At 42.2% G+C, this 23957-nt stretch carries 24 protein-coding genes; 14 read left to right on the top strand and 10 right to left on the bottom strand.

Annotated features, from left to right (window positions below):
* Window positions 1-306: 306 nt before the first annotated feature.
* Window positions 307-1743: a BspA family leucine-rich repeat surface protein gene (locus K1F36_RS05965; RefSeq protein WP_220112985.1), complete on the top strand. Its 1437-nt coding sequence runs from the start codon at window positions 307-309 to the stop codon at window positions 1741-1743.
* A 299-nt stretch (window positions 1744-2042) separates the two neighbouring features.
* Here K1F36_RS05965 and K1F36_RS05970 read toward each other — a convergent pair whose 3' ends face one another.
* A complete protein-coding gene (locus K1F36_RS05970) occupies window positions 2043-2954 on the bottom strand; it encodes a metallophosphatase (RefSeq protein WP_220112986.1) in 912 nt (303 codons plus the stop codon).
* Window positions 2954-3667 (bottom strand): 5'-nucleotidase C-terminal domain-containing protein, encoded by a 714-nt coding sequence (locus K1F36_RS05975; protein WP_258538951.1) that lies wholly within the window; start codon window positions 3665-3667, stop codon window positions 2954-2956. Before K1F36_RS05975 ends, K1F36_RS05970 begins: the two co-directional genes overlap by 1 nt.
* A 115-nt stretch (window positions 3668-3782) precedes the next feature.
* Here K1F36_RS05975 and K1F36_RS05980 point away from each other — a divergent pair, with 115 nt between their 5' ends.
* The 13 genes from K1F36_RS05980 to K1F36_RS06040 all read left to right on the top strand — a co-directional run bounded on the left by K1F36_RS05980 (window position 3783) and on the right by K1F36_RS06040 (window position 16172).
* Window positions 3783-4316: a DUF6913 domain-containing protein gene (locus K1F36_RS05980; RefSeq protein WP_220112988.1), complete on the top strand. Its 534-nt coding sequence runs from the start codon at window positions 3783-3785 to the stop codon at window positions 4314-4316.
* Between the two features lie 4 nt (window positions 4317-4320).
* On the top strand, window positions 4321-5211 hold the full coding sequence (gene dapA / locus K1F36_RS05985) for a 4-hydroxy-tetrahydrodipicolinate synthase (protein WP_220112989.1): 891 nt from the start codon (window positions 4321-4323) through the stop codon (window positions 5209-5211).
* A 107-nt stretch (window positions 5212-5318) separates the two neighbouring features.
* Window positions 5319-6155 carry an outer membrane protein assembly factor BamD gene (locus K1F36_RS05990; protein WP_220112990.1) on the top strand — a complete coding sequence of 279 codons (837 nt, stop codon included), beginning with the start codon at window positions 5319-5321 and terminating at the stop codon, window positions 6153-6155.
* Between the two features lie 25 nt (window positions 6156-6180).
* Window positions 6181-6507 (top strand): DNA-directed RNA polymerase subunit omega, encoded by a 327-nt coding sequence (locus K1F36_RS05995; RefSeq protein WP_108246241.1) that lies wholly within the window; start codon window positions 6181-6183, stop codon window positions 6505-6507.
* Between the two features lie 3 nt (window positions 6508-6510).
* Window positions 6511-7716: a bifunctional phosphopantothenoylcysteine decarboxylase/phosphopantothenate--cysteine ligase CoaBC gene (coaBC, locus tag K1F36_RS06000; RefSeq protein ID WP_220112991.1), complete on the top strand. Its 1206-nt coding sequence runs from the start codon at window positions 6511-6513 to the stop codon at window positions 7714-7716.
* A complete protein-coding gene (porD, locus tag K1F36_RS06005) occupies window positions 7709-8599 on the top strand; it encodes a type IX secretion system protein PorD (RefSeq protein WP_207033163.1) in 891 nt (296 codons plus the stop codon). The genes coaBC and porD overlap by 8 nt, the downstream gene beginning before the upstream one ends.
* A gap of 46 nt (window positions 8600-8645) precedes the next feature.
* Complete coding sequence (recN, locus tag K1F36_RS06010) at window positions 8646-10298, top strand: DNA repair protein RecN (RefSeq protein WP_220112992.1); 1653 nt, start codon at window positions 8646-8648, stop codon at window positions 10296-10298.
* 73 nt (window positions 10299-10371) lie between these two features.
* Window positions 10372-11184, top strand: a complete 813-nt coding sequence (locus K1F36_RS06015; RefSeq protein WP_220112993.1) for an enoyl-ACP reductase FabI — start codon at window positions 10372-10374, stop codon at window positions 11182-11184.
* A gap of 55 nt (window positions 11185-11239) precedes the next feature.
* The gene (locus tag K1F36_RS06020) at window positions 11240-12247 is read left to right on the top strand and encodes a glycosyltransferase family 2 protein (RefSeq protein WP_220112994.1); all 1008 of its coding nucleotides are present in this window, start codon (window positions 11240-11242) and stop codon (window positions 12245-12247) included.
* A 97-nt stretch (window positions 12248-12344) separates the two neighbouring features.
* On the top strand, window positions 12345-13205 hold the full coding sequence (locus K1F36_RS06025) for a CdaR family protein (protein WP_220112995.1): 861 nt from the start codon (window positions 12345-12347) through the stop codon (window positions 13203-13205).
* The gene (gene coaE / locus K1F36_RS06030) at window positions 13202-13795 is read left to right on the top strand and encodes a dephospho-CoA kinase (RefSeq protein WP_220112996.1); all 594 of its coding nucleotides are present in this window, start codon (window positions 13202-13204) and stop codon (window positions 13793-13795) included. Before K1F36_RS06025 ends, coaE begins: the two co-directional genes overlap by 4 nt.
* 64 nt (window positions 13796-13859) lie before the next feature.
* On the top strand, window positions 13860-15446 hold the full coding sequence (locus K1F36_RS06035; RefSeq protein WP_220112997.1) for a sensor histidine kinase: 1587 nt from the start codon (window positions 13860-13862) through the stop codon (window positions 15444-15446).
* Between the two features lie 9 nt (window positions 15447-15455).
* The gene (locus K1F36_RS06040) at window positions 15456-16172 is read left to right on the top strand and encodes a response regulator transcription factor (RefSeq protein ID WP_166248288.1); all 717 of its coding nucleotides are present in this window, start codon (window positions 15456-15458) and stop codon (window positions 16170-16172) included.
* Window positions 16173-16245: 73 nt separating this feature from the next.
* Here K1F36_RS06040 and K1F36_RS06045 read toward each other — a convergent pair whose 3' ends face one another.
* The 8 genes from K1F36_RS06045 to K1F36_RS06080 all read right to left on the bottom strand — a co-directional run bounded on the left by K1F36_RS06045 (window position 16246) and on the right by K1F36_RS06080 (window position 23857).
* Complete coding sequence (locus K1F36_RS06045; RefSeq protein ID WP_220112998.1) at window positions 16246-16743, bottom strand: gluconokinase; 498 nt, start codon at window positions 16741-16743, stop codon at window positions 16246-16248.
* A complete protein-coding gene (gene miaA, locus K1F36_RS06050; RefSeq protein WP_220112999.1) occupies window positions 16736-17659 on the bottom strand; it encodes a tRNA (adenosine(37)-N6)-dimethylallyltransferase MiaA in 924 nt (307 codons plus the stop codon). The genes K1F36_RS06045 and miaA overlap by 8 nt, the downstream gene beginning before the upstream one ends.
* On the bottom strand, window positions 17656-18504 hold the full coding sequence (locus K1F36_RS06055; protein ID WP_220113000.1) for an ion transporter: 849 nt from the start codon (window positions 18502-18504) through the stop codon (window positions 17656-17658). Before K1F36_RS06055 ends, miaA begins: the two co-directional genes overlap by 4 nt.
* A gap of 3 nt (window positions 18505-18507) precedes the next feature.
* On the bottom strand, window positions 18508-19839 hold the full coding sequence (locus K1F36_RS06060) for an exonuclease domain-containing protein (protein ID WP_220113001.1): 1332 nt from the start codon (window positions 19837-19839) through the stop codon (window positions 18508-18510).
* A 13-nt stretch (window positions 19840-19852) separates the two neighbouring features.
* Window positions 19853-20512: a YggS family pyridoxal phosphate-dependent enzyme gene (locus tag K1F36_RS06065; protein WP_220113002.1), complete on the bottom strand. Its 660-nt coding sequence runs from the start codon at window positions 20510-20512 to the stop codon at window positions 19853-19855.
* Window positions 20513-20518: 6 nt separating this feature from the next.
* Window positions 20519-21754, bottom strand: coding sequence for a DUF1015 domain-containing protein (locus tag K1F36_RS06070; protein WP_220113003.1), 1236 nt, complete (start codon window positions 21752-21754; stop codon window positions 20519-20521).
* Between the two features lie 195 nt (window positions 21755-21949).
* On the bottom strand, window positions 21950-22837 hold the full coding sequence (locus tag K1F36_RS06075; RefSeq protein ID WP_220113004.1) for a 3-hydroxyacyl-CoA dehydrogenase family protein: 888 nt from the start codon (window positions 22835-22837) through the stop codon (window positions 21950-21952).
* Between the two features lie 54 nt (window positions 22838-22891).
* Window positions 22892-23857 (bottom strand): Gfo/Idh/MocA family protein, encoded by a 966-nt coding sequence (locus tag K1F36_RS06080; protein WP_220113083.1) that lies wholly within the window; start codon window positions 23855-23857, stop codon window positions 22892-22894.
* Between the last annotated feature and the right edge of the window lie 100 nt (window positions 23858-23957).

A 23957-nucleotide genomic window follows, 5' to 3' on the forward strand; every position in this document is an offset into this window, starting at 1 on the left:
TTCAGGAGGCGGTAAGCAGTGGTCAGTTTATAGTGAACAATGAACAGACCGCGATTGTCAGTTCGAGCGCAGTCGAGAACGCTATGTTCTTTAACTATATTCCAAAGATTCTTCATCGTCCCTTCGACTTCGTTCAGGGTCCCTGCTTCTAACCATCCAATAATCCTTTCACCCTTCACCCAAACCCCCATCAACCCAAACCCCTCATCCGTCAACTCAAATAGGGCATACATCAATTGGTGGCTTAAAACTTCAGCAGAACTCCCGAATTTGCCTTGATTTTTAATAATTAAAAACTTTAAGTTTATGAAAAAGATTCTTTTTTCAGTATTGGCCGTGGCCTTGTTTTGGTCCTGTGGCAAAGATGACGGCCCGGTGACCCCTTCGGAGGGCGAGAACAAAGTTCCGGTTATAGCCGCACAGAGTTTTACCGTAGCGGAGACCATTTCCGATACCGAGGTGATCGGTACGGTAGAGGCGAACGATGCCGATGAAGACGACACGCTCACCTTTACCATTGAAACAAACAGTGACGCCCTGTTCGAGATTACCACAACGGGCGACCTTAGTTTGGCAAGCGGCAAAACGCTGGACGCGGCAACCAAGGAACAGCACATTATAAAAGTAAAAGTGGACGATGGCGAGGACACCGCAAGTGCAAACATTACCATTAAGGTAACTTCCGAAGATGTGACCCCGACCAACGAGGCACCTGAGATGGCCGACCAAGAATTTAAAGCGAACGAGGATATTGACAATGCTTATGAGATCGGCATACTTGAGGCCACCGATGCGGACGATGATATCCTTACCTTTGAACTAAAAGAGAACGACAATGACCTGTTTATGCTCTCTGAAAGCGGCATATTGACCCTTGCCGAAGGCAAAACGTTGGATTACGAGACCGCGACCTCACATAGCATAACGGTAACCGTAACCGATGGAGAAGAAACGGTAGAAGCTACAGTTACCGTAACCGTGGAAAATGTAGTTGAAAGTATGTTCGATGATCCTGCCTCTTTTATAACCACTTGGGAGATAGGGGTAGACAAGTATTTGCTGATGCCTATAAACAATAATTACAGTTATGATTTTACTATAGACTGGGGAGATGGCACAGTAGAAGAGTATGCGGGTAATGGTATTGATATTTCTTCAGAACACTTCTATCCAACAGCCGGTACCTACACCGTTGCTGTCCAGGGGGAGTTTCCTTCATTTAAAATAAATGCTTCGGGAGAGGACAAGTTGTTAAGTGTGGAACAGTGGGGAAATATTGAGTGGGAAACTTTTAGATCTGCATTTGACGGTTGTACAAAATTAGAGTTCAACGCTTCGGACAAGCCCGATCTTACCAATGTTACGGATATGGCATTTATGTTTAGAGGTTCTAATTTTAATGGAGACATTAGTGGTTGGGATGTGAGTAACGTAACCGATATGAGCTTAATGTTTTTGGAGGCTCCCAACTTTGACCAAGATCTAGGTGGTTGGGATATCGGCAATGTAGAAAACATGTCCAATATGTTCGATGATAGTGGCATGTCCAAAGAGAACATGAGTGCCACTTTAGTTGGCTGGAACAGTTATGTGGATACCAATAATGGTCCGGAAAATATTACGATTGGAATACATAACTTAACCATTTGTGGTGATGAGGCATTGGCTGCCGGTAATAACTTGATGTTGAATCACGATTGGGAGTTCACTGGAACTGCAGAGTTTCTTGAGGAATGTAATTGATCATTGAAATAGCAATTTTTCATACTATTTGTTTTTAGAAAAGACCGGGAGAGCCAAGTGCTTTCTCGGTTTTTCTATTTCAGAGGTCAGAGGTCAGAGGTCAGATTACAGTCGGCAGTGGGCAGTGGGCAGTTAACACAGTTGAAGTTTAAGACCAGAGGTTCTTCGCTCTGCTCAGCAAGACAATAATCAGTATGCAGTAAGCAGTCAACAATAAAAAATTACTCAATCACCAATTGTCAGGTCGAGAACGTTTTAACCAATAACCATTAACCAATAACCAATAACCAATAAATCAACTAAACCGTAATGCTAACCCCTTTTGCTTGGGCATTTTTATCGGTATCAAAGTAAAAATCAATCCTGCCTACATTAATCCCGTAGCAGCCTACTTGGTTCACTAATACCGAGTTCCAGTTTTGGTTGGTGCGTACATCTGGCTTATCCAAAAACGTATGGGTATGTCCGCCAATGATCAAATCCGTATGGAAGGTCTTTTGTGCTAGCTGAGTATCGCTGGGTTTTTCTGGATATTCGTAATCATAGCCCAAATGCGATAGGCAAACAATCAAATCGCATTGCTCTTTCTCTTTGAGTTGCTTTTCTATGTCCAGGGCAATCTCGTAGGGGTTCAAATACTGGGTTTCTTTGTATAGTTTTTTGGTCACCAATCCGTCCAGTTCAATACCAAGGCCATATACACCGATTTTAATGCCATCAACCGTATAGATTTTATAAGGTTTCACGTAGCCGTCCATCACCGTGTTGGTAAAATCGTAGTTGGCGTTGATCATTTCAAAAGTGGCATTGGGCATCTGTGCGAGCAGCCCCTCGATACCATTATCAAAATCGTGGTTGCCTATGGTTGCCGCATCATATTTGAGTTTGCTCATCAGCTTAAATTCCAGTTCACCGCCATAAAAATTAAAGTAGGGGGTTCCTTGGAAAATATCGCCGGCATCAAAAAGTAAGGTGTTCGGATTTTCGTTACGGATTTGTTCCACTAAAGTGGCGCGCCTCGCCACCCCGCCCAAATTTGGGTGTCTGGAGTGGGTAGGGGGAAAGGCGTCGATATGGCTGTGCACATCGTTGGTGTGCAAAATGGTAATCTGTTTTTTGCCCAAATTGGAACATGAGCTTAAACTGAGCCCGCCCAATCCAATTAAAGTGGATGCAGCGGTTGTATTGGTGATAAAGTCCCTTCGTTTCATTAATCCATTTGTTTTATACGGTCGTCTGCAACCACCTGTAAGGTGTCCACTTTTTTAAAGTAATCTATCATGGCATTGCGCAATAGGTAATCCGTTGGTGTTCTCGATACTATTTGGTCAAAAAAGCCAACGCTGGGACCTCCGTTGATCAAATAATCGGAAGAGGCCACGTAGTAATTGCGGCTTTCATCAAAAGGTCGACCTTGAATGTTCACAGATTCCAGGGCGCCGTTTTTGTCCGTAACAATCTCGATTCCTGCAACAGGGTGTCTTCGAGAGGACTTTGCCACAAAATTGATGAGTTCCCGGGTAGCGGAGCCACTGAGTTCCACCACTTCAATATAATTTTCAAAAGGCATTACCTCGTAGGCATTTCTAGCGCTCACATTGCCCTCGGAGATAATGGAGCGTACACCACCGGCGTTCAATACCACAAAATCCAATGTGTTCCCGGACCTGGAATTGAAGATAGGGGAGGCCTGTTCAAAAACAATGTCCGCCATTAAGTTCCCCATGGATGAGGTACGTTCCCCATCGTTCAACAACAATGGTTTTGGGGCATAGGCCAAGGTACTGTCCAGCACCTCGTTGATTCTCTTTCGGTACGGCTCCACAAAGGTTTCAATGGAATCGGTCTGTGCGTAGGTAGAGTCGATGGGAATTTGCTTGCCCTGTATTTCCGTTAGTTTTTCGGTATCATTTTTACAGGACATCAAAAAACAAAAAGTTGTAAATACAACAAATTGTTTAAATTTTAGATTGTTCACAGGCGTATCTTTGTTAAGTCGTCTTGGTAGATTATTTACCTTTGTAAAAATCATCAAAAATATGTTTTTGAAAGGACTCCAGGACAAATTTAAGGTTAAATCGGGGCAGAAATATTTAAGGGAAGAACTGGAAAGGTCTCCCAAGACTGTTGCCAGGGATAAGGGGATTACCAGTGTGGGCTGTATTGTCGATGTTGATAATTTTCAGAAAGCAGAGGCCTTTTACGAACTTATTGAAGAATTTTCGCTGAGACCGAATGCCATAAAAATCATCGGATATAAGCGAGAGTTCGATAAAAATTCCCCTTACGCCATCCAAATGTTCTCGGATAAGGACCTTGGATGGAAGGGACAGATAGAAAACAGTTACGTTCTGGAATTTTTGAGCAGGGAGTACGATATGTTGATCAATTATTATGAAGATGATAACTTAATGATGAAGTTGTTATCGGTAAAAACTCCTGCCCGTCTCAAAGTTGGCTTGGCCGCCCAAGACCCCAATATCAACGATTTGATCTTAAATACACCCTTGAGCGACTTTAAGTTGTTCAAAAGCGAACTGAAAAAATATTTAAAGGTCTTAAAAGAAATTTGAAGTGATGGAACAATTAATCGGAACAGGAGTGGCTTTGATAACCCCGTTCAGAGAAGATTTATCGGTGGATGTAGAAGCCTTGGAAAGAGTGGTGGAGCATAACATTCAAGGAGGTGTGGATTATTTGGTGGTGTTGGGAACAACGGCCGAATCCGCAACCCTTTCGCAAGCTGAGAAACAGTTGGTGGTAGATGTAGTGGTGCGTGCCAATGCAGGGAGACTCCCGTTGGTCCTTGGTGTGGGGGGCAACAATACCATGGCGGTGGTACATGAGCTAAAAACATTGGATTTATCGGATTTCGATGCGATACTTTCCGTATCTCCTTATTATAATAAGCCAACACAGGAGGGCATATACCAACATTTTAAACTTATTTCAGAAGCGTCGCCCATTCCAATCGTACTTTACAATGTGCCTTCAAGAACGGGCAGCAATATGTTGGCGGCGACCACGTTGAGGTTGGCGCACGACTTTACCAATATTGTTGCAATCAAAGAAGCTTGCGGCGATGCCGTTCAAATTGATAAAATCATTAAAGATAAACCGGAAGGTTTTTTGGTCATCTCTGGTGACGATTCAACGGCTTTGGCCACGGTGTTGTCAGGTGGGGCAGGGGTTATCTCGGTTTTGGGCCAAGGATTACCATCTCTTTTTTCCGATATGATAAAACTTGGTTTGGAAGGCAACGTAAAGGAAGCATACGCTATCCACCACAAATTATCCCCCTTAATGTCCCAAATTTTTGAAGAAGGGAACCCGGCTGGTATAAAAAGTATTTTTGAAAAAAAAGGGATTACACGTGCTACCGTGCGATTGCCATTAGTGGAAGCGACATCGGTTTTAAAGGATAAAATCGTAGCCTCTTTGGGTCAGTTGGACAAGGCCCATGTTTAAAATTCGTTAAATGTTGCCCAAATGATTGGGGATTGCCCATGCTACCTTTTACATTTGAGTGGTAAAAAATCTTTTTTATATCCATTCAATATCACTAATTTTGCAAAATGTTTTTGAAAATGAGGTCAATACTCCTTTTTTGTTGTGCAGCAGTACTTCTCGTATCCTGTAGTGAGTATCAAAAGGTACTTAAGGAAACCGATGTGAAGGCCAAATATGATATGGCCGAAAAGCTGTATGAGGAAGGCGATTATAAAAGAGCGGTTCGTTTGTTCGAGCAGATTGCGCCCCAATATGTTGGAAAGCCACAGGGGGAACGCGTGATGTTCTTCTTTGCCGATAGCTACTTCAAAAATGAGGAATATTACTTGGCCGGTTATCAGTTTGAGCGATTTATCAAGTCCTACCCACGTAGCGACAAGATTCAAGAAGCCAGTTTTTTGGGAGCAAAAAGTTATTATATGCTTTCCCCGAGGTACTCTTTAGATCAAACAGAAACAGACAAGGCGCTTTTGAAATTACAGACCTTTATCAATAATTATTCTGAGTCTGAGTTTTTTGAGGAAGCCAATACAATGGCCAGGGAGTTGACCGCCAAAAAGGAGAAGAAGGAAATAGAGATAGCAAAGCAATTCAACAAGTTGGGAGAATTCAATTTGCCGGTTTTGATTTCTGCAATCACTGCTTTTGATAATTTCATTACAGACAATCCAGGTTCGATCTATCGTGAAGAAGCCATGTTTTATAGAATAGAATCGGCCACGAGATTAGCCCTGAACAGTACATTGGACAAAAAACAAGAGCGATTGGAAGATGCCCTTGAATCGTACAATACGTTGATGCGTTATTTCCCCGAAACGGAATTCAAGAAAAAGGCTGACGACTATGCCGAAACAATCCGTGAGGAGTTGAGTGCATACGACACTGCTTCTTTATCAAAATAAAAAATTAGCTTTTAAACCATTGCACATGCAAGATTTGAAAAACACCAAGGCCCCGGTTTCCACAAAAACTCTTAATAGAAACGAGTTTGACGAAAAAACCGAAAATATTTACGAAGCTATCTCCATAGCTTCCAAAAGAGCTATCCAAATCAATTCTGAGATCAAAAAGGAATTGTTGGAAAAGCTAGAAGAATTTGCTACCTATAGCGATAGTTTGGAGGAAGTTTTTGAAAACAAAGAACAGATAGAGGTTTCCAAATTCTACGAAAAATTGCCAAAACCACATGCTTTGGCGGTACAAGAGTGGTTGGAAGATAAAATCTACTACAGGAATACAGAGAAAGACGCATAAGAAATGCTCAGCGGTAAAAATATTCTTTTGGGAGTTTCCGGGGGAATTGCCGCCTACAAGACTACATTTCTTGTTCGTTTACTGATTAAAGCTGGCGCCCAGGTCAAAGTTGTGATGACCCAGAGCGCCAGCTCTTTTGTTTCTCCACTTACACTTTCCACACTTTCCAAAAATCCAGTGTTGATGGATTTTATCAACGAGGAAGATGGAAGCCTGTCTTGGAACAACCATGTTGAGCTCGGACTTTGGGCCGATGTAATGCTGATTGCGCCAGCCACTGCGAATACCTTGTCAAAGATGGCCAATGGAACCTGCGACAATCTGCTTTTGGCCACCTATTTATCGGCAAAGTGCCCAGTTTATTTTGCACCCGCCATGGATTTGGATATGTACAAGCACCCATCCACCAAAAATTCTTTGGATAAGTTGGAGTCTTTTGGCAATACCCTAATTCCTGCTGAATCGGGAGAGCTGGCAAGCGGATTGCATGGCGAGGGACGTATGGCAGAGCCTGAGAACATCGTAGCCTTCATGCAAGAAGATTTGGCCAAAGGACTGCCATTATCAGAAAAAAAAGTGCTCATTACCGCAGGGCCCACACAAGAGGCCATCGACCCCGTTCGTTTTTTGGGAAACCGTTCCACGGGTACCATGGGGTTTGAGCTGGCCAAAAAGGCTGCAAACCTTGGTGCAAATGTAATTTTGGTCTCAGGCCCTACACATTTGAACATCGAACATTATAATATTCAACTCATTCGAGTGACGTCCGCACAGGAAATGTACGAAGCCTGCCATGAACATTACCCGGATACCGATATCGCAATATGTGCTGCTGCGGTAGCAGATTATCGTCCTAAAATAATAGCTTCTGAAAAAGTGAAGAAGCAAGAGGGGGATATGGAAATCGAATTGGAACGAACCCCTGATATTTTAATGTCACTTGGCGAGGCCAAAAAGAGTCAGTTCTTGGTGGGATTTGCCTTGGAGACCCAAAATGAACTGGAGAACGCCAAAGGCAAGCTCAAACGAAAACACTTGGACGGCATTGTTCTTAATTCTCTTAAAGATGACGGCGCTGGGTTTGGCGGAAGCACAAATAAAATTACTTTCATAGATAAGAATTCGGAGATAAAAACGTTTGACTTGAAGACGAAGCCCGAGGTGGCTTCCGATATTTGGAAAGAAATCATCTCCAGAATCCATGCGTAACATAGTTTTTTCTGTTTTCTTATTGTTGGTGACCATCGGAACTTCTGCACAAGAGCTGAGTTGCTCCGTAACCGTTAACTCGGACCAAGTGGGGCAGACCAATCAACAGATTTTTAGGACTTTGGAGCGTTCGCTGAACGATTTCGTGAACAAGACGAAATGGACCAACAGGACTTATCGTGAAAATGAGCGAGTCAATGCACGGATGTTCATTACGGTAACCCAGTACGAATCGGACCGTTTTGAAGCCAATATTCAGATACAATCCACGCGACCGGTTTTTAATACTACGTACGAAAGTCCGGTATTCAACTATAAGGACAATTCGTTTAACTTTCAATATCAGGAGTTCCAGCCTTTGGTCTACAACCCAAACAATTTTGATTCCAATTTGGTAGGGGTGATTTCCTACTACGTCTACATTATGTTGGGATTGGATGCCGATACATTTTCATTGGAAGGAGGCAACGATTTTTACCGTCAGGCCCAGAATATTGTCACCCAGGCCCAAAGTTCCGGTTACGCCGGCTGGAGCCAAGAAACGGGAGACCGAAGCCGTTTTGAATTGGTTGATAACTTATTGAGCAACTCGTTCAGGGAATACAGGATTGCCATGTACAACTACCATAGAAAAGGGCTCGATATATTGGCAGACAACAATAGCACGGGCAAGCAAATTATTGCGGGAAGCCTTCGTTTGTTCGAAACACTCATTAGTCGCAGGCCCAATGCTTTCCTGATTCAGACCTTTTTCGATGCCAAGTCTGAAGAAATCCAGAATATCTTCTCTGACGGCCCCAAGGTGGACATTGTAAAACTCAAGGAAACCTTAAACAAAGTGGCTCCATTTTATTCCAGCACATGGAATGAAATAAATTACTAGTGCAGTTCTCCAAAGAAATTTATCTTTACGGGTAAATTCTTCAATATTGCTAGCAAATCTATCCATCCAAAATTATGCACTCATTGATGACGTAAGTGTGTCTTTTTCCAACGGATTCACTACCATAACGGGTGAAACCGGCGCTGGAAAATCCATACTATTGGGCGGACTTTCCATGGTTTTGGGAAAACGAGCCGATTTATCGTCGTTAAAAAACACAGCACAAAAATGTGTGATAGAGGCCGAGTTCGATGTTTCCAAATATCAGCTCCAGCCCTTTTTTGAAGAAAACGAACTGGATTACGAGGACACTACTATTTTGCGGAGGGAAATTTTGCCAAGTGGTAAATCGAGGGCATTTGTAAACGATTCCCCTGTTACTTTGGATGTAATGCGTGCCTTGGGCGACCAATTGGTGGATGTGCACTCGCAACATCAGACCATGCAGCTCACCGACAACGATTTTCAGATGAAAGTGTTGGATGCATTGGCCGATAACTCGGAGAATCTTACGGAATATACGGAGGAGCTTGAAAAGCTGCGGACAGCGTCCAAAGAGCTTCAAAAGTTGGAAGATTTCCAGGCTGATGCAGATAAAGAACACGATTACAATAGTTTTTTGTTGAAGGAACTGGAAGATGCCAAGCTCAAGGAAGGCATGCAGGAAGAACTCGAAGAAGAGTATGAGCAATTGAGCAACGTCGAGCAGATTATGGAACAGTTGTCCGCCGGGCATCAGTTGTTGAATGACGAGCAATTGGGTATTGTAGGCCGACTTACTGATTTAAAACGCGCATTCCAGGGCTTGACTGATTTCGGGGCTGACTATAAATCTTTGTACGATAGAATCCAATCAGTTTTGATTGAAACCGATGATATTGCATCCGAACTGGAGCAAATGCAGGAAGGTGTGGAGGCTGATCCTGAACGTTTGGAAGTGGTCAATGGGAAATTACAGCAACTCTACGACCTTCAAAAAAAACACCATACGGATTCCGTTACGGATTTAATCGCCATTCGAGAGGAATTGGCGCAAAAGGTAGATGCGGTTGCCAATATTGAATCCAAAATCAAAGAAAAACAACAGGAGGTTGACACTATCACCAAAAAGGTAGACTCTTGGGCCAAAAAAATAAGTGAGGGCAGAAAGGCTGTCATCCCCAAATTGAATGAAAGACTTCAAGCCAACCTATCATCTTTGGGAATGTCGGCAGCGACATTTAATATAGAGGTAAGTCCATCTAAATCATTCAAGACCAACGGTAAAGATGATTTGGTGTTCTTGTTTTCGGCAAACAAGGGCTCCAATTACGGAGAACTTAAAAAAGTGGCATCTGGAGGTGAACTTTCCCGAATTATGCTCACAATTAAATCCATTTTGGCGGAATATGAAAACCTGCCGACCATGATGTTCGATGAAATAGACACCGGGGTTTCCGGTGAAATATCCAACCGCATGGGCGAAATCATGCAACAGATGAGCAGTACCATGCAGGTGTTTTCCATTACGCATTTGCCGCAGGTGGCCTCAAAAGGAAAGTATCAGTTCAAAGTTTATAAGGAAGAGGGAGCGGAAGGCACGAGTACGCACATTAAACAATTGACTACTGACGAACGTGTGAGGGAGTTAGCGGAAATGTTGGGCGGCAAGTCATTGTCAGAATCCGCTTTGGCGCATGCCAGGGAGCTGTTACAATAAAACCACAAAGCTGCTTCCCAAACTTCAAATAGTTTAAATATCTTTGTGACACAATCAACAATAGCAATAAACTATGGCATACAATCTTTTAAAAGGTAAAAAAGGAATCATTTTTGGTGCATTGGACCCAAACTCCATTGCTTGGAAAACTGCTGAACGCGTTCACCAAGAAGGTGGCGAGTTTGTTCTGACGAACGCACCCATCGCCATGCGAATGGGTCAAATCAATGAACTGGCGGAAAAGACCAATTCAGAAATTATTCCCGCAGATGCCACTAACGAGGAGGACTTGAAAAACTTGGTGGAGAAATCCATGGAGATTTTGGGAGGAAAACTGGATTTTGTGCTCCATTCCATCGGAATGTCCGTAAACGTTAGAAAAGGAAGACATTACACGGATGAAAACTATAGCTTTACGGAAAAAGGCTGGGACGTATCGGCATTATCTTTCCATAAAGTTATGCAGTCCCTATACAAAGCAGAAGCGATGAACCAATGGGGAAGTATAGTCGCCTTGACCTATATGGCAGCACAAAGAACATTTCCGGATTATAATGATATGGCGGACAACAAGGCCTATTTGGAGTCCGTGGCAAGAAGCTTTGGTTATTTCTTTGGAAAAGAACACAAGGTAAGAGTGAACACAATTTCCCAATCTCCGACCCCGACCACTGCCGGGCAAGGTGTTAAAGGGTTTGATGGATTCATCAACTACGCGGAAAAAATGTCGCCATTGGGCAACGCCACCGCAGATGATTGCGCCAACTATACGGTATCACTTTTCTCCGATTTGACCAAAAAAGTGACCATGCAGAACTTGTTCCACGATGGTGGTTTCTCCAATACCGGGGTAAGTCAAGAAGTAATCGATGAGTTTTCGAAATAAACCTTAAAAAAATATATGGGAAGCCACTCTTTTTAGGGTGGCTTTTCTGTTTGAGATGAATACATTTTTTTCCATAGTGGTACCGGTGTACAACCGGCCCGAAGAAATTAGGGAACTTCTGGAAAGTCTTCAAGAACAAGACTTCCAGAAAGATTTTGAGGTGGTTATTGTTGAGGACGGGTCTTCACAAAGTTCGGAAGAAGTGGTAAACAGGTTTCAGGGCAAGTTGAACATTTCCTACTACTTCAAGGAAAACTCAGGCCCGGGGGATTCCAGAAATTTTGGAATGCAACACGCCAAAGGAAATTATTTCATCATTCTGGATTCGGACTGCATCCTCCCTAAGCAATATTTGTCCGAAGTGGACAAGGAGCTAACAAGGGAGTTTGTACACTGTTTTGGAGGGCCGGATGCTGCGGACGATTCTTTCACCACCATTCAGAAAGCCATCAATTATGTAATGACATCTTTTTTGACCACCGGAGGTATCCGCGGAGGAAAAAAGGGCGTAGGTAAATTTCAGCCCCGTAGTTTTAATATGGGGATATCCAAAGAAGCATTTGAAAAGGCGGGAGGTTTCGGCCGAATACATCCTGGGGAAGATCCGGACCTGACTTTTCGCATATGGAAAGCGGGTTTTGAAACTAGATTGTTCCCCGAGGCATTTGTGTACCATAAAAGACGTATCGATTGGAACAAGTTTTATATTCAAGTCAATAAATTTGGGATGGTCCGCCCCATACTCAACAAGTGGCACCCTGGAACGGCGAAGCCGACATACTGGTTTCCGACTTTATTCATGTTGGGTCTCATAGTAGCCCTTGCCTTGTTTTTTGTAGGGCTAGGACTGCCCTTGATGCTCTATGCGTTCTATTTTTTGGTACTATTTTTGGACGCCTTAATAAAGAGTAAAAGCCTCATTGTCGCCTTGTTGTCCATTTTTGCCCTTATGATTCAGTTTACGGGATATGGAATAGGTTTTTTCAAGTCCACAATGTTGCTTAACTTTAGTAATAAGAAGCCAGAGGAGTTGTTTCCAAAACTATTTTTCAAGAAGAAGTAAAGTGTTTAAAAAGGTATTGCACGGTCTTAATCAGAAGAAAGCGAAAGTATTTTTGCTATTTCTGATATGCTCTTTTTTCGCATGGTTTATCAGTAATTTGTCTGAAACTTATGAATCCAGGGCTTATTTTACCTTAAATTACCGTAATCTTCCCGATTCTTTGCTGTTGGGGGAGAACTCAAACAATCAGATTGAAGCAAAACTCAGAACAAGTGGGTTTCAATTTTTGTACTATAAGATTTTTAGAAGTCGAGTAGATATTGATGTATCCCAAGTAACGTACCAAGATGGGAAATATGTTCTTGACGAGCAGGTCTTGATTCGACAGATGGACCAACAGCTGTCTCAAAACATATCCTTGTTGGATTTGGACCCGAACGTGTTGGGTGTGGATCTATACAAAGTAGACTCCAGGAAGATACCTATTCAGGCGAACCTGAACCTTCAACTCCAACAAAATTATATATTGGACGGAAAGGTTAACATATCTCCTGATTCAGTTGTGGTGAAAGGACCAAAAAGTGAAATAGATACCATAAAGGTTATTAAAACCTCACCTGTACAACTCAGCCATGTCAGTGAAGATTTTTCTAGCGATGTCTCATTGCTTTTCCCGAAAGGGCTGGACAATAGTATATTCTCTGTGGGGCGTGCAACGGTTTTTGGCAAGGTGTCCAAATTCTCGGAAAAAGTTTTTGAAGTTTCGGTTCAGGTGCGCAATATTCCTGAAGGTTACCAAGTAAAAACATTTCCCAACACGGTTACCATTCTTTGCAAGGCCACGATAGAACGTTTGAAAGAGATATCTGCGTCGGACTTTGAGGTTGTGGCGGATTATGGTCAGTTGGATGGCTCTGAGAGCAGCAAATTGTTTTTGGAAATTACAGAGAGCCCTCAAAAAGTATACGACGTAAAGTTGGAAAAAAGGACCGTAAATTTTGTTTTGGAACAGCAATGATGATAGTAGGGCTTACAGGGGGAATTGGAAGTGGAAAGAGTACCGTAGCAAAAATGTTCTTGGACTTAGGGATTCCGGTGTATGATTCTGACAAGGAGGCCAAGGACTTGATGATAACTTCCAAGGAAATTAAAAAGGCAATTATAAAATTGTTGGGAGATGGGGCTTATAATAGCAAAGGTCTTAACAGGGTATACATAGCGGATAAAGTCTTTAAGGATTCCGATTTGCTCGAAAAACTTAACGGAATTGTTCATCCAGCGGTCAGGGAGCACTTTTTAGAGTGGGCCAAAAGCCAAGAATCACCTTACATTATCCAAGAAACCGCATTGATTTTTGAGAACCAAGTACAAGATAAATATGATTGCACCATACTTGTAACTGCGCCAGAGGACATCAGGATAAACAGGGTTGTTCGCAGGGATGGCACGAACGAACAAGCAATAAAAGACCGCATACATAACCAATTGGAAGACGGGCAAAAAAAGAAATTGGCCCATTACGTTATAGAAAACCTGAACTTGGACAAAACCAAAGAAAAGGTTAAGGAACTACACCTCAAACTATTAGCGACAGCACCCAAATTTTAACATTTATGTTAAGTTTTGGTTAAACGCTAAAATTACTAAATGTTAAATTTTTAATTTTACACTAATGAACAAGAAGCTATTCGTTCTTCTGGTTGTTCTTATGAGCTTATCTCTTTTGGGGATAATTTTTGTGCAGGTTTACTGGATCAGAACATCCGTAAACGACAAAGAAGAACAATTCTCGAGGACAGTTACGGACATTCTGGATAAAGTGGCGAGTAGGGTGGAGAAGCGCGAGATGAAGGAATACTCCGATCGTTTAGCATCTCTTGCAGACAGTATTGGCGAGCCCAAGAGCACGCAGTACAAGAATTTTTTGTTCGTGGATCGGGATTTGAATTCCGATGAAATTCTATTTTATTCACACGGAATTCTTGAAGAAGATTACAATATAACCTCTGCGTTCTTTGATATTAATACAGGTGGTAATGAGGATACGACCACAATTAAAAATTTCACCAGCAAGCGTACTAAGGCCGTGTTCAAAGAAGAATATGGACTGGATGGAAAGAGTTATAGCTTGACTCCCATACAACGCGCGGAGAAAATTGGTGGATTGAGCAGTATTGACAAAGCGGCTTGGGAAGATGTTTTTATGGAGGCGGCCAAAGCAAAGCCGATTCATAAAAGGGTGTCCAAACAAGAACTGGAATTGTTGCTCAGTCAAGAGTTGAGTAACCGGAATATTGACACCGATTATGAATATGGGGTGTACAGTCAAGGTTACCCTACCAAGGTGCGCTCCAGAAAGTTCAAGTTTTCTGGCACCAAAATGTACAAGGCACCTATTTTTAAGGATAGTGAAGGGAGGTCAAATTTCTCCCTGTTGCTCACGTTTCCAAGCATGAAAAAATACATTTTCAGCTCAGTGATGGGAATGGCCCTGTTATCCTTGGTGTTCACTTTAGTAATAATGTTGGCCTATTCCAGTGCAATTTACCAGCTAATAAAGCAAAAACGTATTTCAGAAATCAAGTCAGATTTCATCAATAATATGACACACGAGTTCAAAACGCCCATAGCGACCATTAATTTGGCAGTGGAAGCTATCCGAAATCCGAAATCCATAGAGGATAAGGAAAAGGTGTTGCGTTATCTAGGCATGATTCGTGATGAGAATAAACGTATGCACGCGCAGGTGGAAAACGTACTGAGGATATCCAAATTGGAGAAAAATCAATTGGACATTAGTAAAGACCGTGTAAATATGCACGATATTATTACAGATGCCATTGCACATATAGAGCTTATTGTCCAGGATAGGGGCGGCTATGTAAATGCCCATCTTGATGCCGAACGTTCTGAAGTATTGGCCAATGATATGCACATGACCAATGTGGTGGTAAATATTTTGGACAATGCCGTAAAGTATTCCCCGGAAACACCTAAAATAGATGTGTATACCGAAGTGGTAAAAAATAGCATCATTATTAAAGTACAGGACCATGGTGCTGGAATGAGCAAAGCGGTCCTGAAAAAAGTATTTGAAAAATTTTACCGGGAACATACCGGCGACATACATAACGTTAAAGGCCATGGATTAGGATTGGCCTACGTAAAACGAATTATAGATGATCATCAGGGCGAGGTTTATGCAGAAAGCGAAAAGGGAAAAGGAAGTACCTTTTTTATAAAACTCCCTTTAATTTAAAAACGAACTATGGAAACAGAGAAAAAAAAGATACTATTGGTAGAGGACGATCCCAATTTTGGAATTGTCCTTAAGGACTATTTAACCATGAACGACTTTGATGTTGTTTTGGCCAAAAACGGAATGGAAGGTTTTGAAAAGTTCAAAAAGGACAATTATGATGTTTGTATTTTGGACGTAATGATGCCTTATAAAGATGGATTTACCTTGGCAAAGGAAATTCGAGAAAAAAATGAGAACGTGCCTATTATCTTTTTGACGGCCAAGACCATGAAGGAAGATGTCTTAAAGGGGTACAAAGCAGGTGCAGATGATTATTTGAACAAACCTTTTGATTCCGAAGTGCTTCTAATGAAACTAAAAGCGATTCTTCAAAGAAAAGCATCAGGCTCATTGGCGGATAGCAAACAATTTGAATTTGAAATAGGAAACTTCCATTTAAACTCAAAACTACGCTTCTTGAAATATAAGGAAGAAGAACCTATAAAACTGTCTCCAAAAGAAAATGAACTATTACGTTTGTTGGCGCTTCATGAAAACGATTTAATGCCAAGAGAACTGGCATTGACCAAAATCTGGAGGGATGACAATTACTTTACTTCCAGAAGTATGGATGTTTATATCGCCAAACTGAGGAAATATCTGAAAAAAGATGACCTAGTTGAAATATTGAATATACACGGGGAAGGATTTAGGCTTGTTGTAAAAGCTGAAAACGAGCAATAAACCAATGTCCCATATCGTATAAAAAAGCCACCTTTAAAGGTGGCTTTTTTTCTGCCGAAAATTCGGGGGATTTTTAATCGTTTAGTCTTTTAATAATGCTTTTCACAACCTTGGCAGGAGTTTCATCTATGGAAACCGTTATCGCCTTGGAAGGTGGTTCCAGCGTGTCAAATTGGGATTTCAACAAGTTCAAGGGCATAAAATGTCCTTTCCTTTGTTCCAATCGAGACTTTATCAATTCAAAGGAACCATCTAAATATACAAATTCCATACAATTTCCCATTCCGGCCCTCAAAAGGCTTCTATAGTTCTTTTTTAAAGCCGAACAAGCAATTATTGCACCTTTGTCTTTATGTTCTACGGCCAATTTATTTAGAGCAACCAACCATCCTTTTCGGTCTTCATCATTCAATGGAGAGCCTGCGCTCATTTTTTTAACGTTCGCTTCAGGATGAAAGTCATCACCATCAAAAAAAGGTCTTGAGAGTTCTTTGGAAAGTCGTTTTCCAATTTCGGTCTTACCGGAACCACTCACTCCCATAACTATTAGTACAGTTTTACCGTTAGGCATAAAGGTTGGTTTTAAGTCGGTCTGTGACCATTCTAAGTACCTCTTCTGGTTCAGCATTATAAGGTACCCACAAAATGGTTTCATTCTTTCGCAGCCAAGTCAGTTGCCGTTTTGCAAATCGTCTTGTATTCTTTTTGATTTCCGAAATGGCAAATTCCAAAGTACAATTCCCCTCAATATATTCAAAAAGTTCCTTGTAACCAACTGTTTGCAATGCATTCAGATCCTTATTTGCATAAAGGTTTTCAGCTTCCCTCAACAGGCCTGCTTCCATCATGAGGTCAACACGGGTGTTTATTCGCTCGTAGATGGTTTCCCTAGGGGCATCAATGCCTATATAGAAAGACTTGAATGGCCTTGCTGCCCTTGGTTTGTCCAGAAAGGAGGAAAAAGGTTTGCCCGATGCCTGGCATACCTCCAACGCCCTTATGAGCCTGTGTGGGTTTTCTAAATCCACGCTTTTGTAATATTCAGGGTCTTTTTGTTTTAATTCTTTTTGAAGACTTTGTAAACCTTCATCTTCCAAACGCTGGTTTAACTTGGACCGTATCTCGGGATCAACCTCTGGGAATTCATCAAGGCCAGATATAACAGCATCCACGTAAAGACCGCTACCGCCGACCATAACCACCACATCTTTTTTTTGGAACAAATCCTCCAGCAGGAAAAGTGCTTCCTTCTCAAAGTCACCCACAGAATAAGGTTCAAAAATACTTTTGTGCTGAATAAAATGATGGGATGCCTGTTCCAGCTCCTCTTTTGATGGAACAGCGGTCCCAATTTCCATCTCCTTGAAAAACTGTCTGGAATCTGCGGAAACAATCTCGGTGTTGAAGTGTTTCGCCAGTTGGATTCCCAGAGCGGTTTTTCCAATGCCCGTGGGGCCAACCACTGCAAGTAATACTTTTTCGCTCATAACGGGTGTCCACAATTATAACAATGGGTGGCGTCATCCCTGTGGCCTTCTACCGAACAGCTGGGACAGGCTTGCGTATTTACATGCACCAGAAAACCATCATCATCACTTGTATTGTCTTTCGTGTTTTTGGTGAATTCAGCCGTAACAATGCCTGTGGGCACTGCAATTATTCCATAACCCAAAACCATGATCACCGTTGCTAAAAATTGTCCCAAATTGGTCTGCGGAGCAATATCGCCGTAGCCCACTGTGGTAAGTGTAACAATGGTCCAATAGATACTTTTGGGAATACTTGTAAACCCAGAATCATCCCCTTCCACGATATACATCAATGTACCCATGATAACGGACAGAATCAAAACCACATAAATGAACACGGCTATTTTGGCGCGACTTGCCCTTAACGCCGATTGTAGCTGCGAAGCTTCGCCCATGAACTTGACCAACTTCAAAATCCTGAAAATCCGAAGTAACCGGAAAGCCCTTACGGCCAACAAAACTTGTGAGCCTGCCAGAATATAGGAAAGGTAGAGAGGTATTGTGGACAGGAAGTCTATAATGCCATAGAAACTAAAAACGTATTTCAAAGGTTTTTTAATGCTGATCAAGCGAGCAATGTACTCCAGGGTGAAAAAGATGGTCACAATCCACTCTAGGGTAAGTAATGTTTTGTGGTAATGCTCATCAAACTCATCAATGCTCTCCAACATCACCAAAATAACACTGATGATGATCAGTATGAACAGAAGAATATCAAAAGACTTGCCTGCTGGTGTATCGGCCTCATAAATAACTTCATGAAGCTTTTTTTTCCATTTGGCTTGTGGTTTGAATTCTTTCAATGATCAAGAAGTTAGTGGTATGGTTTTGAGTCGGTTGTTTTTTCTTAAAAAAGTTTCAATGATGAAGGTCGTATTTTCATCGCTCCGCATCGGGGTCATTATGGATTCTAAGATATGAATATTATTGATTTGATGGTTGAGTTCCACAAATCCAAACCCTTGGAGTCTACCATTTTTAATTAAAATAAAACTTCGCTCCCCAACATGTCTGCCCTGATCGGTCAGGGCCACGTTTTTATCCTGGATGCTGTACTTTTCAAACGCGGACTGTACTTTTTTGTTACATTCCAAAGCATCTGGAGCATTAATTGCCCTCAGGCATTTATTGTCCGTTTCCAATGAGGCCGGGCAGAAATCAAACTCTTCGGAAACCTTTTTCACAAAGCTTCGTGCCGATTCGATACCATTAAAGGCCAACTTTTTATGTTCGAGCGACCGATTCTTTTCCGGCACCAACATGATATGCTCCGTTCCGTTTTGACTAAAATCTATGGTGTGCGTAAAGAGTTTTCCTTTGGAAACGTGATTATATCTGGGTCTGTTCTTTTTCTGTTCCAAATACGCCTTTAAAATGGCAATGAGTTCGCTTCCTGTTTTTTCGTAGGTAACTTTCTTGGTTTCCTTTTGAAGTTTGCGCGCGACCTTCCCCACATTGGTAAAATGCTGATTCACCCGCTTTTTAATATCCTTGGTCTTCCCGATAAAGATAATCTGTCCATCTTTGTCGTGCATGTAGTAAACCCCAGTTTCCGATGGCAGGTCGAAGACCATATCCAATTGGGTGGGGGAAAGTTCCCCGTGGGTCTCCTCGCGGATGACTTCGGTAATGATTTTTTTGTCAGAATCCTTGTCCAATAATAATTTGAAAAGCTTCAAGGTGGCAAGTGCATCACCATTGGCACGGTGCCTATCGCTCATGGGTATGCCGAGCGAACGGGCCAATTTTCCCAAGCTGTGCGACTCCGCGTCAGGGATAAGCTGCTTGGAAAGGTCTACCGTACAAAGTGTCTTGCGCTGAAAATCGTACCCCAAACGCCGAAACTCGGTTCTCAGGATTCTATAATCGAACTGGGCATTGTGCGCCACTAAAACGGCATCTTCGGTGATTTCCACAATACGTTTGGCCACTTCGTGAAACTTGGGTGCCGAACGCAACATTTTATTGTTGATACCCGTGAGTTTGGCCACAAAAGGCTGTATTTCCCGTTCGGGATTGATCAAACAGATGAATTTGTCTACCACCTGGTGCCCATCAAACCTGTGGATGGCGATTTCGGTGATGCCTTCCTCATTGTATTTTCCTCCCGTGCTTTCAATGTCAAGTATCGCGTACATGGAAAATTACTGGTTATGAATAGTTTCTAGCTCCAAATATACTGCTTCCAATCCGCACCATGTTGCTGCCTTCCTCAATGGCAATCTGGTAATCTCCGCTCATTCCCATGGAAAGTATGGTGATATCGTCCAATTTTGTTTTGAGGTCATTGAACATGGATTTAAGTTGGGCGAACTCCTTGCTTACCTGGTTTTCGTCATCCGTAAAAGTGGCCATGCCCATCAACCCGACAATTTTGATGTTTTCCATCGCCTTAAATGCATCAGACTCGATAAGCTCCTCCAGTTCTGCTTTATCCAGACCAAATTTGGTATCCTCCTCGGCAATATGGATTTGTAGCAAACATGGAATCACACGATTGTGCTTTTTCGCTTGCTTGTTGATTTCTTTTAATAATCGAGGGCTGTCGACCCCATGAATCAAAGAAACAAATTCGGCCATGTATTTGACCTTGTTCCGTTGTACGTGGCCGATCATATGCCAATCGATGTCCTTGGGCAAATCTTCCCATTTCTGGACCATCTCCTGCACTTTGTTCTCTCCAAACACGCGTTGCCCCGCTTCGTAGGCCTCCAAAATATCCTCGTTGGGCTTGGTTTTGGAAACGGCGACCAGAGTAACTCTCTCGGGGAGTTCTGATTTTATTTGATTGAGATTATCTTTTATGGACATAGTTTTCTATAATTCATAAATAGTCAGCCCGCTACGGAGCTTAGGTTCAATATACGTGCTTTTTGGGGGCATTACCAAACCTGCGTCGGCAATTGCCTTGATTTCTTCAACTGTTGTAGGAACCAGACTGAAACCCACCGCATAGCTGCCCGAATCCACTAAATCCTTCATTTGAATCAGGTTGTTTTTGCCATAACCGTAGCAAATCCGTTTATCGTTCCTTAGGTCTGTGATGCCCAAAATAGGCTCTAAAATGGTTTTGTACAGAATCTGGGTGTCCAATTTGCTCAACGCATCGGTAAATTCGTGGTTCGTTTGCCTGAGATGTAGCGTATAGAACTCGCCAGCCAAATACATACTGAATTCGTGCTTTTTGGATGGTTTGCACAGTCCGTCCTCCCTTTTTTCTATTCTGAAATGCTCGTCCAACTGGATCAGAAACTCCTTTTTTGAATAGCCGTTCAAATCTTTGACCATTCGGTTGAACTCAGAGATTCGCATTTGAGATTCAGGAATCAGGTAGGCCATAAAATAGTTGTATGCCTCTTCTCCTGTGTGATTCTCATTTTCGGACATTTTTAGGTCTGCCAACAAGCTGGAAGATGCACTACGGTGGTGTCCATCCGCAATATAAAGCGCGTTGAGTTCGCCAAAGGCCCTTTCCAGTTTTTCAATCCCTTCGGGATACGAGATTTTCCAAAGTTTATGGTTCACCCTGTCCGTAGTGGTGAAATCGTATTCGGGCTTACGTTCGATTTTACGCTGAAAGATTTCATCCACCGTTTTATTATCCTCATAGGTCATTAAAACAGGCTCCGCATTAAAGCCTACCGTATGCAGATAGTCCGCAAAAAGTTCTTCACGGTCCTGAATGGTGTCCTCGTGTTTTTTGATGACATTATTTCGGTAATCATCGACACTGCAGGCGCAAAAGAATCCCAGGCTCTTAAAATCATCCTTTTCAATTTGATATAAATAAAAGCTGGGCTCCTCATCTTTCTGAAAGATGTTTTCCTCCAAAAACTCCAAATATCGATTGTGAACCAAACCAAACCGTTCTTTTCCTTTGATAGTCTTTTCAAACTTGAAACCTGGGTTGATGATGTGCAAAAACGAGAACGGGTTATACTGTAATATCGCTTTCAGCTCCTCTTTGGAATATTCTTCGTAGGAACGCGATGCTACAAAAAAAGCTTTGTCCTTTGTGGGGCGAATGGCCTTAAAAGGTTTTATAATGGCCATGAAATTCGTTATCTAGTTAGAAGGCATGCTTGCCCTTGTAATTAATTATTGCTACTTAAATTTAGAACACTTAGTGTTTTTTGTCATTTCGAAAGTCCCGATAGCTATCGGGATGAGAAATCTCTTTATAGGTTTAAAGTTAAGAGATTCCTCGTCGCATTGCTTTGTCGGAATGACGACCACCTTCCTTGAATCCTATTTGAATTGTGCGGAAACGTTTTCCGCTTTTCTGGATTCGGAATAATCGTAAAAGCCTTCGCCCGATTTCACGCCCAATTTACCTGCCATAACCATATTGACGAGTAGGGGGCACGGAGCGTATTTAGGGTTTTTGAATCCATCGTACATCACATTTAAAATGGAAAGGCATACATCCAACCCAATAAAATCGGCCAATTGGAGCGGCCCCATGGGGTGTGCCATACCCAATTTCATTACGGTATCGATTTCTTCAACGCCAGCCACGCCATTGTACAAGGTTTCTATGGATTCGTTGATCATGGGCATCAAAATACGATTGGCCACAAATCCTGGGTAATCGTTTACCTCGGTCGGGGTTTTGCCCAATTTTTTGGACAGCTCCATGATGGTCTCCGTGACTTCGTCCGAAGTACTGTACCCACGAATGATTTCCACCAACTTCATAATGGGTACAGGATTCATAAAGTGCATTCCGATCACTTTTTCGGGACGATTGGTGGCAGCTCCAATCTGCGTGATGGAAATAGAGGAGGTATTGGTGGCCAAAATGGCTTCTGCTTTGCAGACTTCATCCAAGTCCCTGAAAATCTTCAGTTTGATGTCCAAGTTCTCCGTTGCGGCTTCAACTACTAAATCTGAATCAGAAACCCCTTCTTTAAAGTTGGTATAGGTGGTAATATTGGACAACGTAGCTTCCTTTTTAGTCCCATCAATGACTTCTTTGGAAATCATTCGGTCTAAATTCTTTGTAATGGTCGCCATTCCTTTGTCCAAGGATGCCTGAGAAATATCCACAAGGTTGACTTTATATCCGTTTTGGGCAAAAACATGGGCGATTCCGTTACCCATGGTTCCAGCACCGATAACTGCTATTTGTTCCATAGTATAGTATTTAAAACTGTTGTCAGTTCAAAAAAAAACAGAGAATGACAACGATTATTGATCAAAAGATTCTATTATCTGAAGGGCTACGCGTAGGGCGTTGGTGCCTTGTTCCAAACTTACGATTGGCGTGGTATCGTTGTTGATGGCATCTGCAAAGGTTTCCAGCTCATCCAAAATGGCGTTGTTTACGTCTATTTCAGGATTTTCAAAATAGATCTGCTTTTTCTCGCCTTCCGCATTTTGAAGGATCATATCAAAATCCCCAGGCTTTTCTGGAGCGTCCTTCATTTTTACCACTTCAACTTTTTTCTCCAAGAAATCCACCGAGATGTAGGCATCACGTTGAAAGAAGCGGGATTTTCGCATATTTTTCAAAGAGATTCTGCTGGCAGTAAGGTTGGCCACGCAGCCATTTTTGAACTGTATGCGTGCATTGGCGATATCGGGAGACTGACTTATCACGGAGACCCCGCTTGCGTTAATTTTTTCCACTTCGGAAGGAACAACGCTCAAAATGGCATCGATGTCGTGTATCATCAAGTCCAACACTACAGGCACATCGGTTCCGCGGGGATTAAATTCCGCCAGACGATGCGTTTCGATGAACATGGGGTTCTCAATTTTGTTCTTTACCGCCAAAAATGCGGGGTTAAAGCGCTCCACATGTCCAACTTGCCCTTTTACATTGTGTTTTTTGGAAAGCTCCAATAATTCTTCAGCTTCCTCAAGCGTATTGGTAATTGGTTTTTCTATGAAGATATGCTTGCCTTTTTGGGTGGCTTTTTTGGCACAATCAAAATGCGACAAGGTAGGTGTTACAATATCAACAACATCCACGGCATCCATCAAATTATTGATGTTATCGTAGTGGGTATACCCAAATTCTGCCGCTACTTTTTTTGCATTGATTTCATCTGGATCATAAAACCCGACGAGTTCGTATTTATCTGATTGGTTTAAGAGCCTTAGGTGTATTTTTCCTAAATGTCCCGCTCCCAGGACACCAACTTTTAGCATAATACCTGTTTTGGTCAAAAATACGGATATGATGTCAGTTTCCATAAATTTTTGAACGGAACTAAGGGGATATTTTTAGGAACTTTATAAATTCGTGCCA

The organism is Flagellimonas abyssi, assembly GCF_019457905.1.
GTDB lineage: Bacteria > Bacteroidota > Bacteroidia > Flavobacteriales > Flavobacteriaceae > Flagellimonas > Flagellimonas abyssi.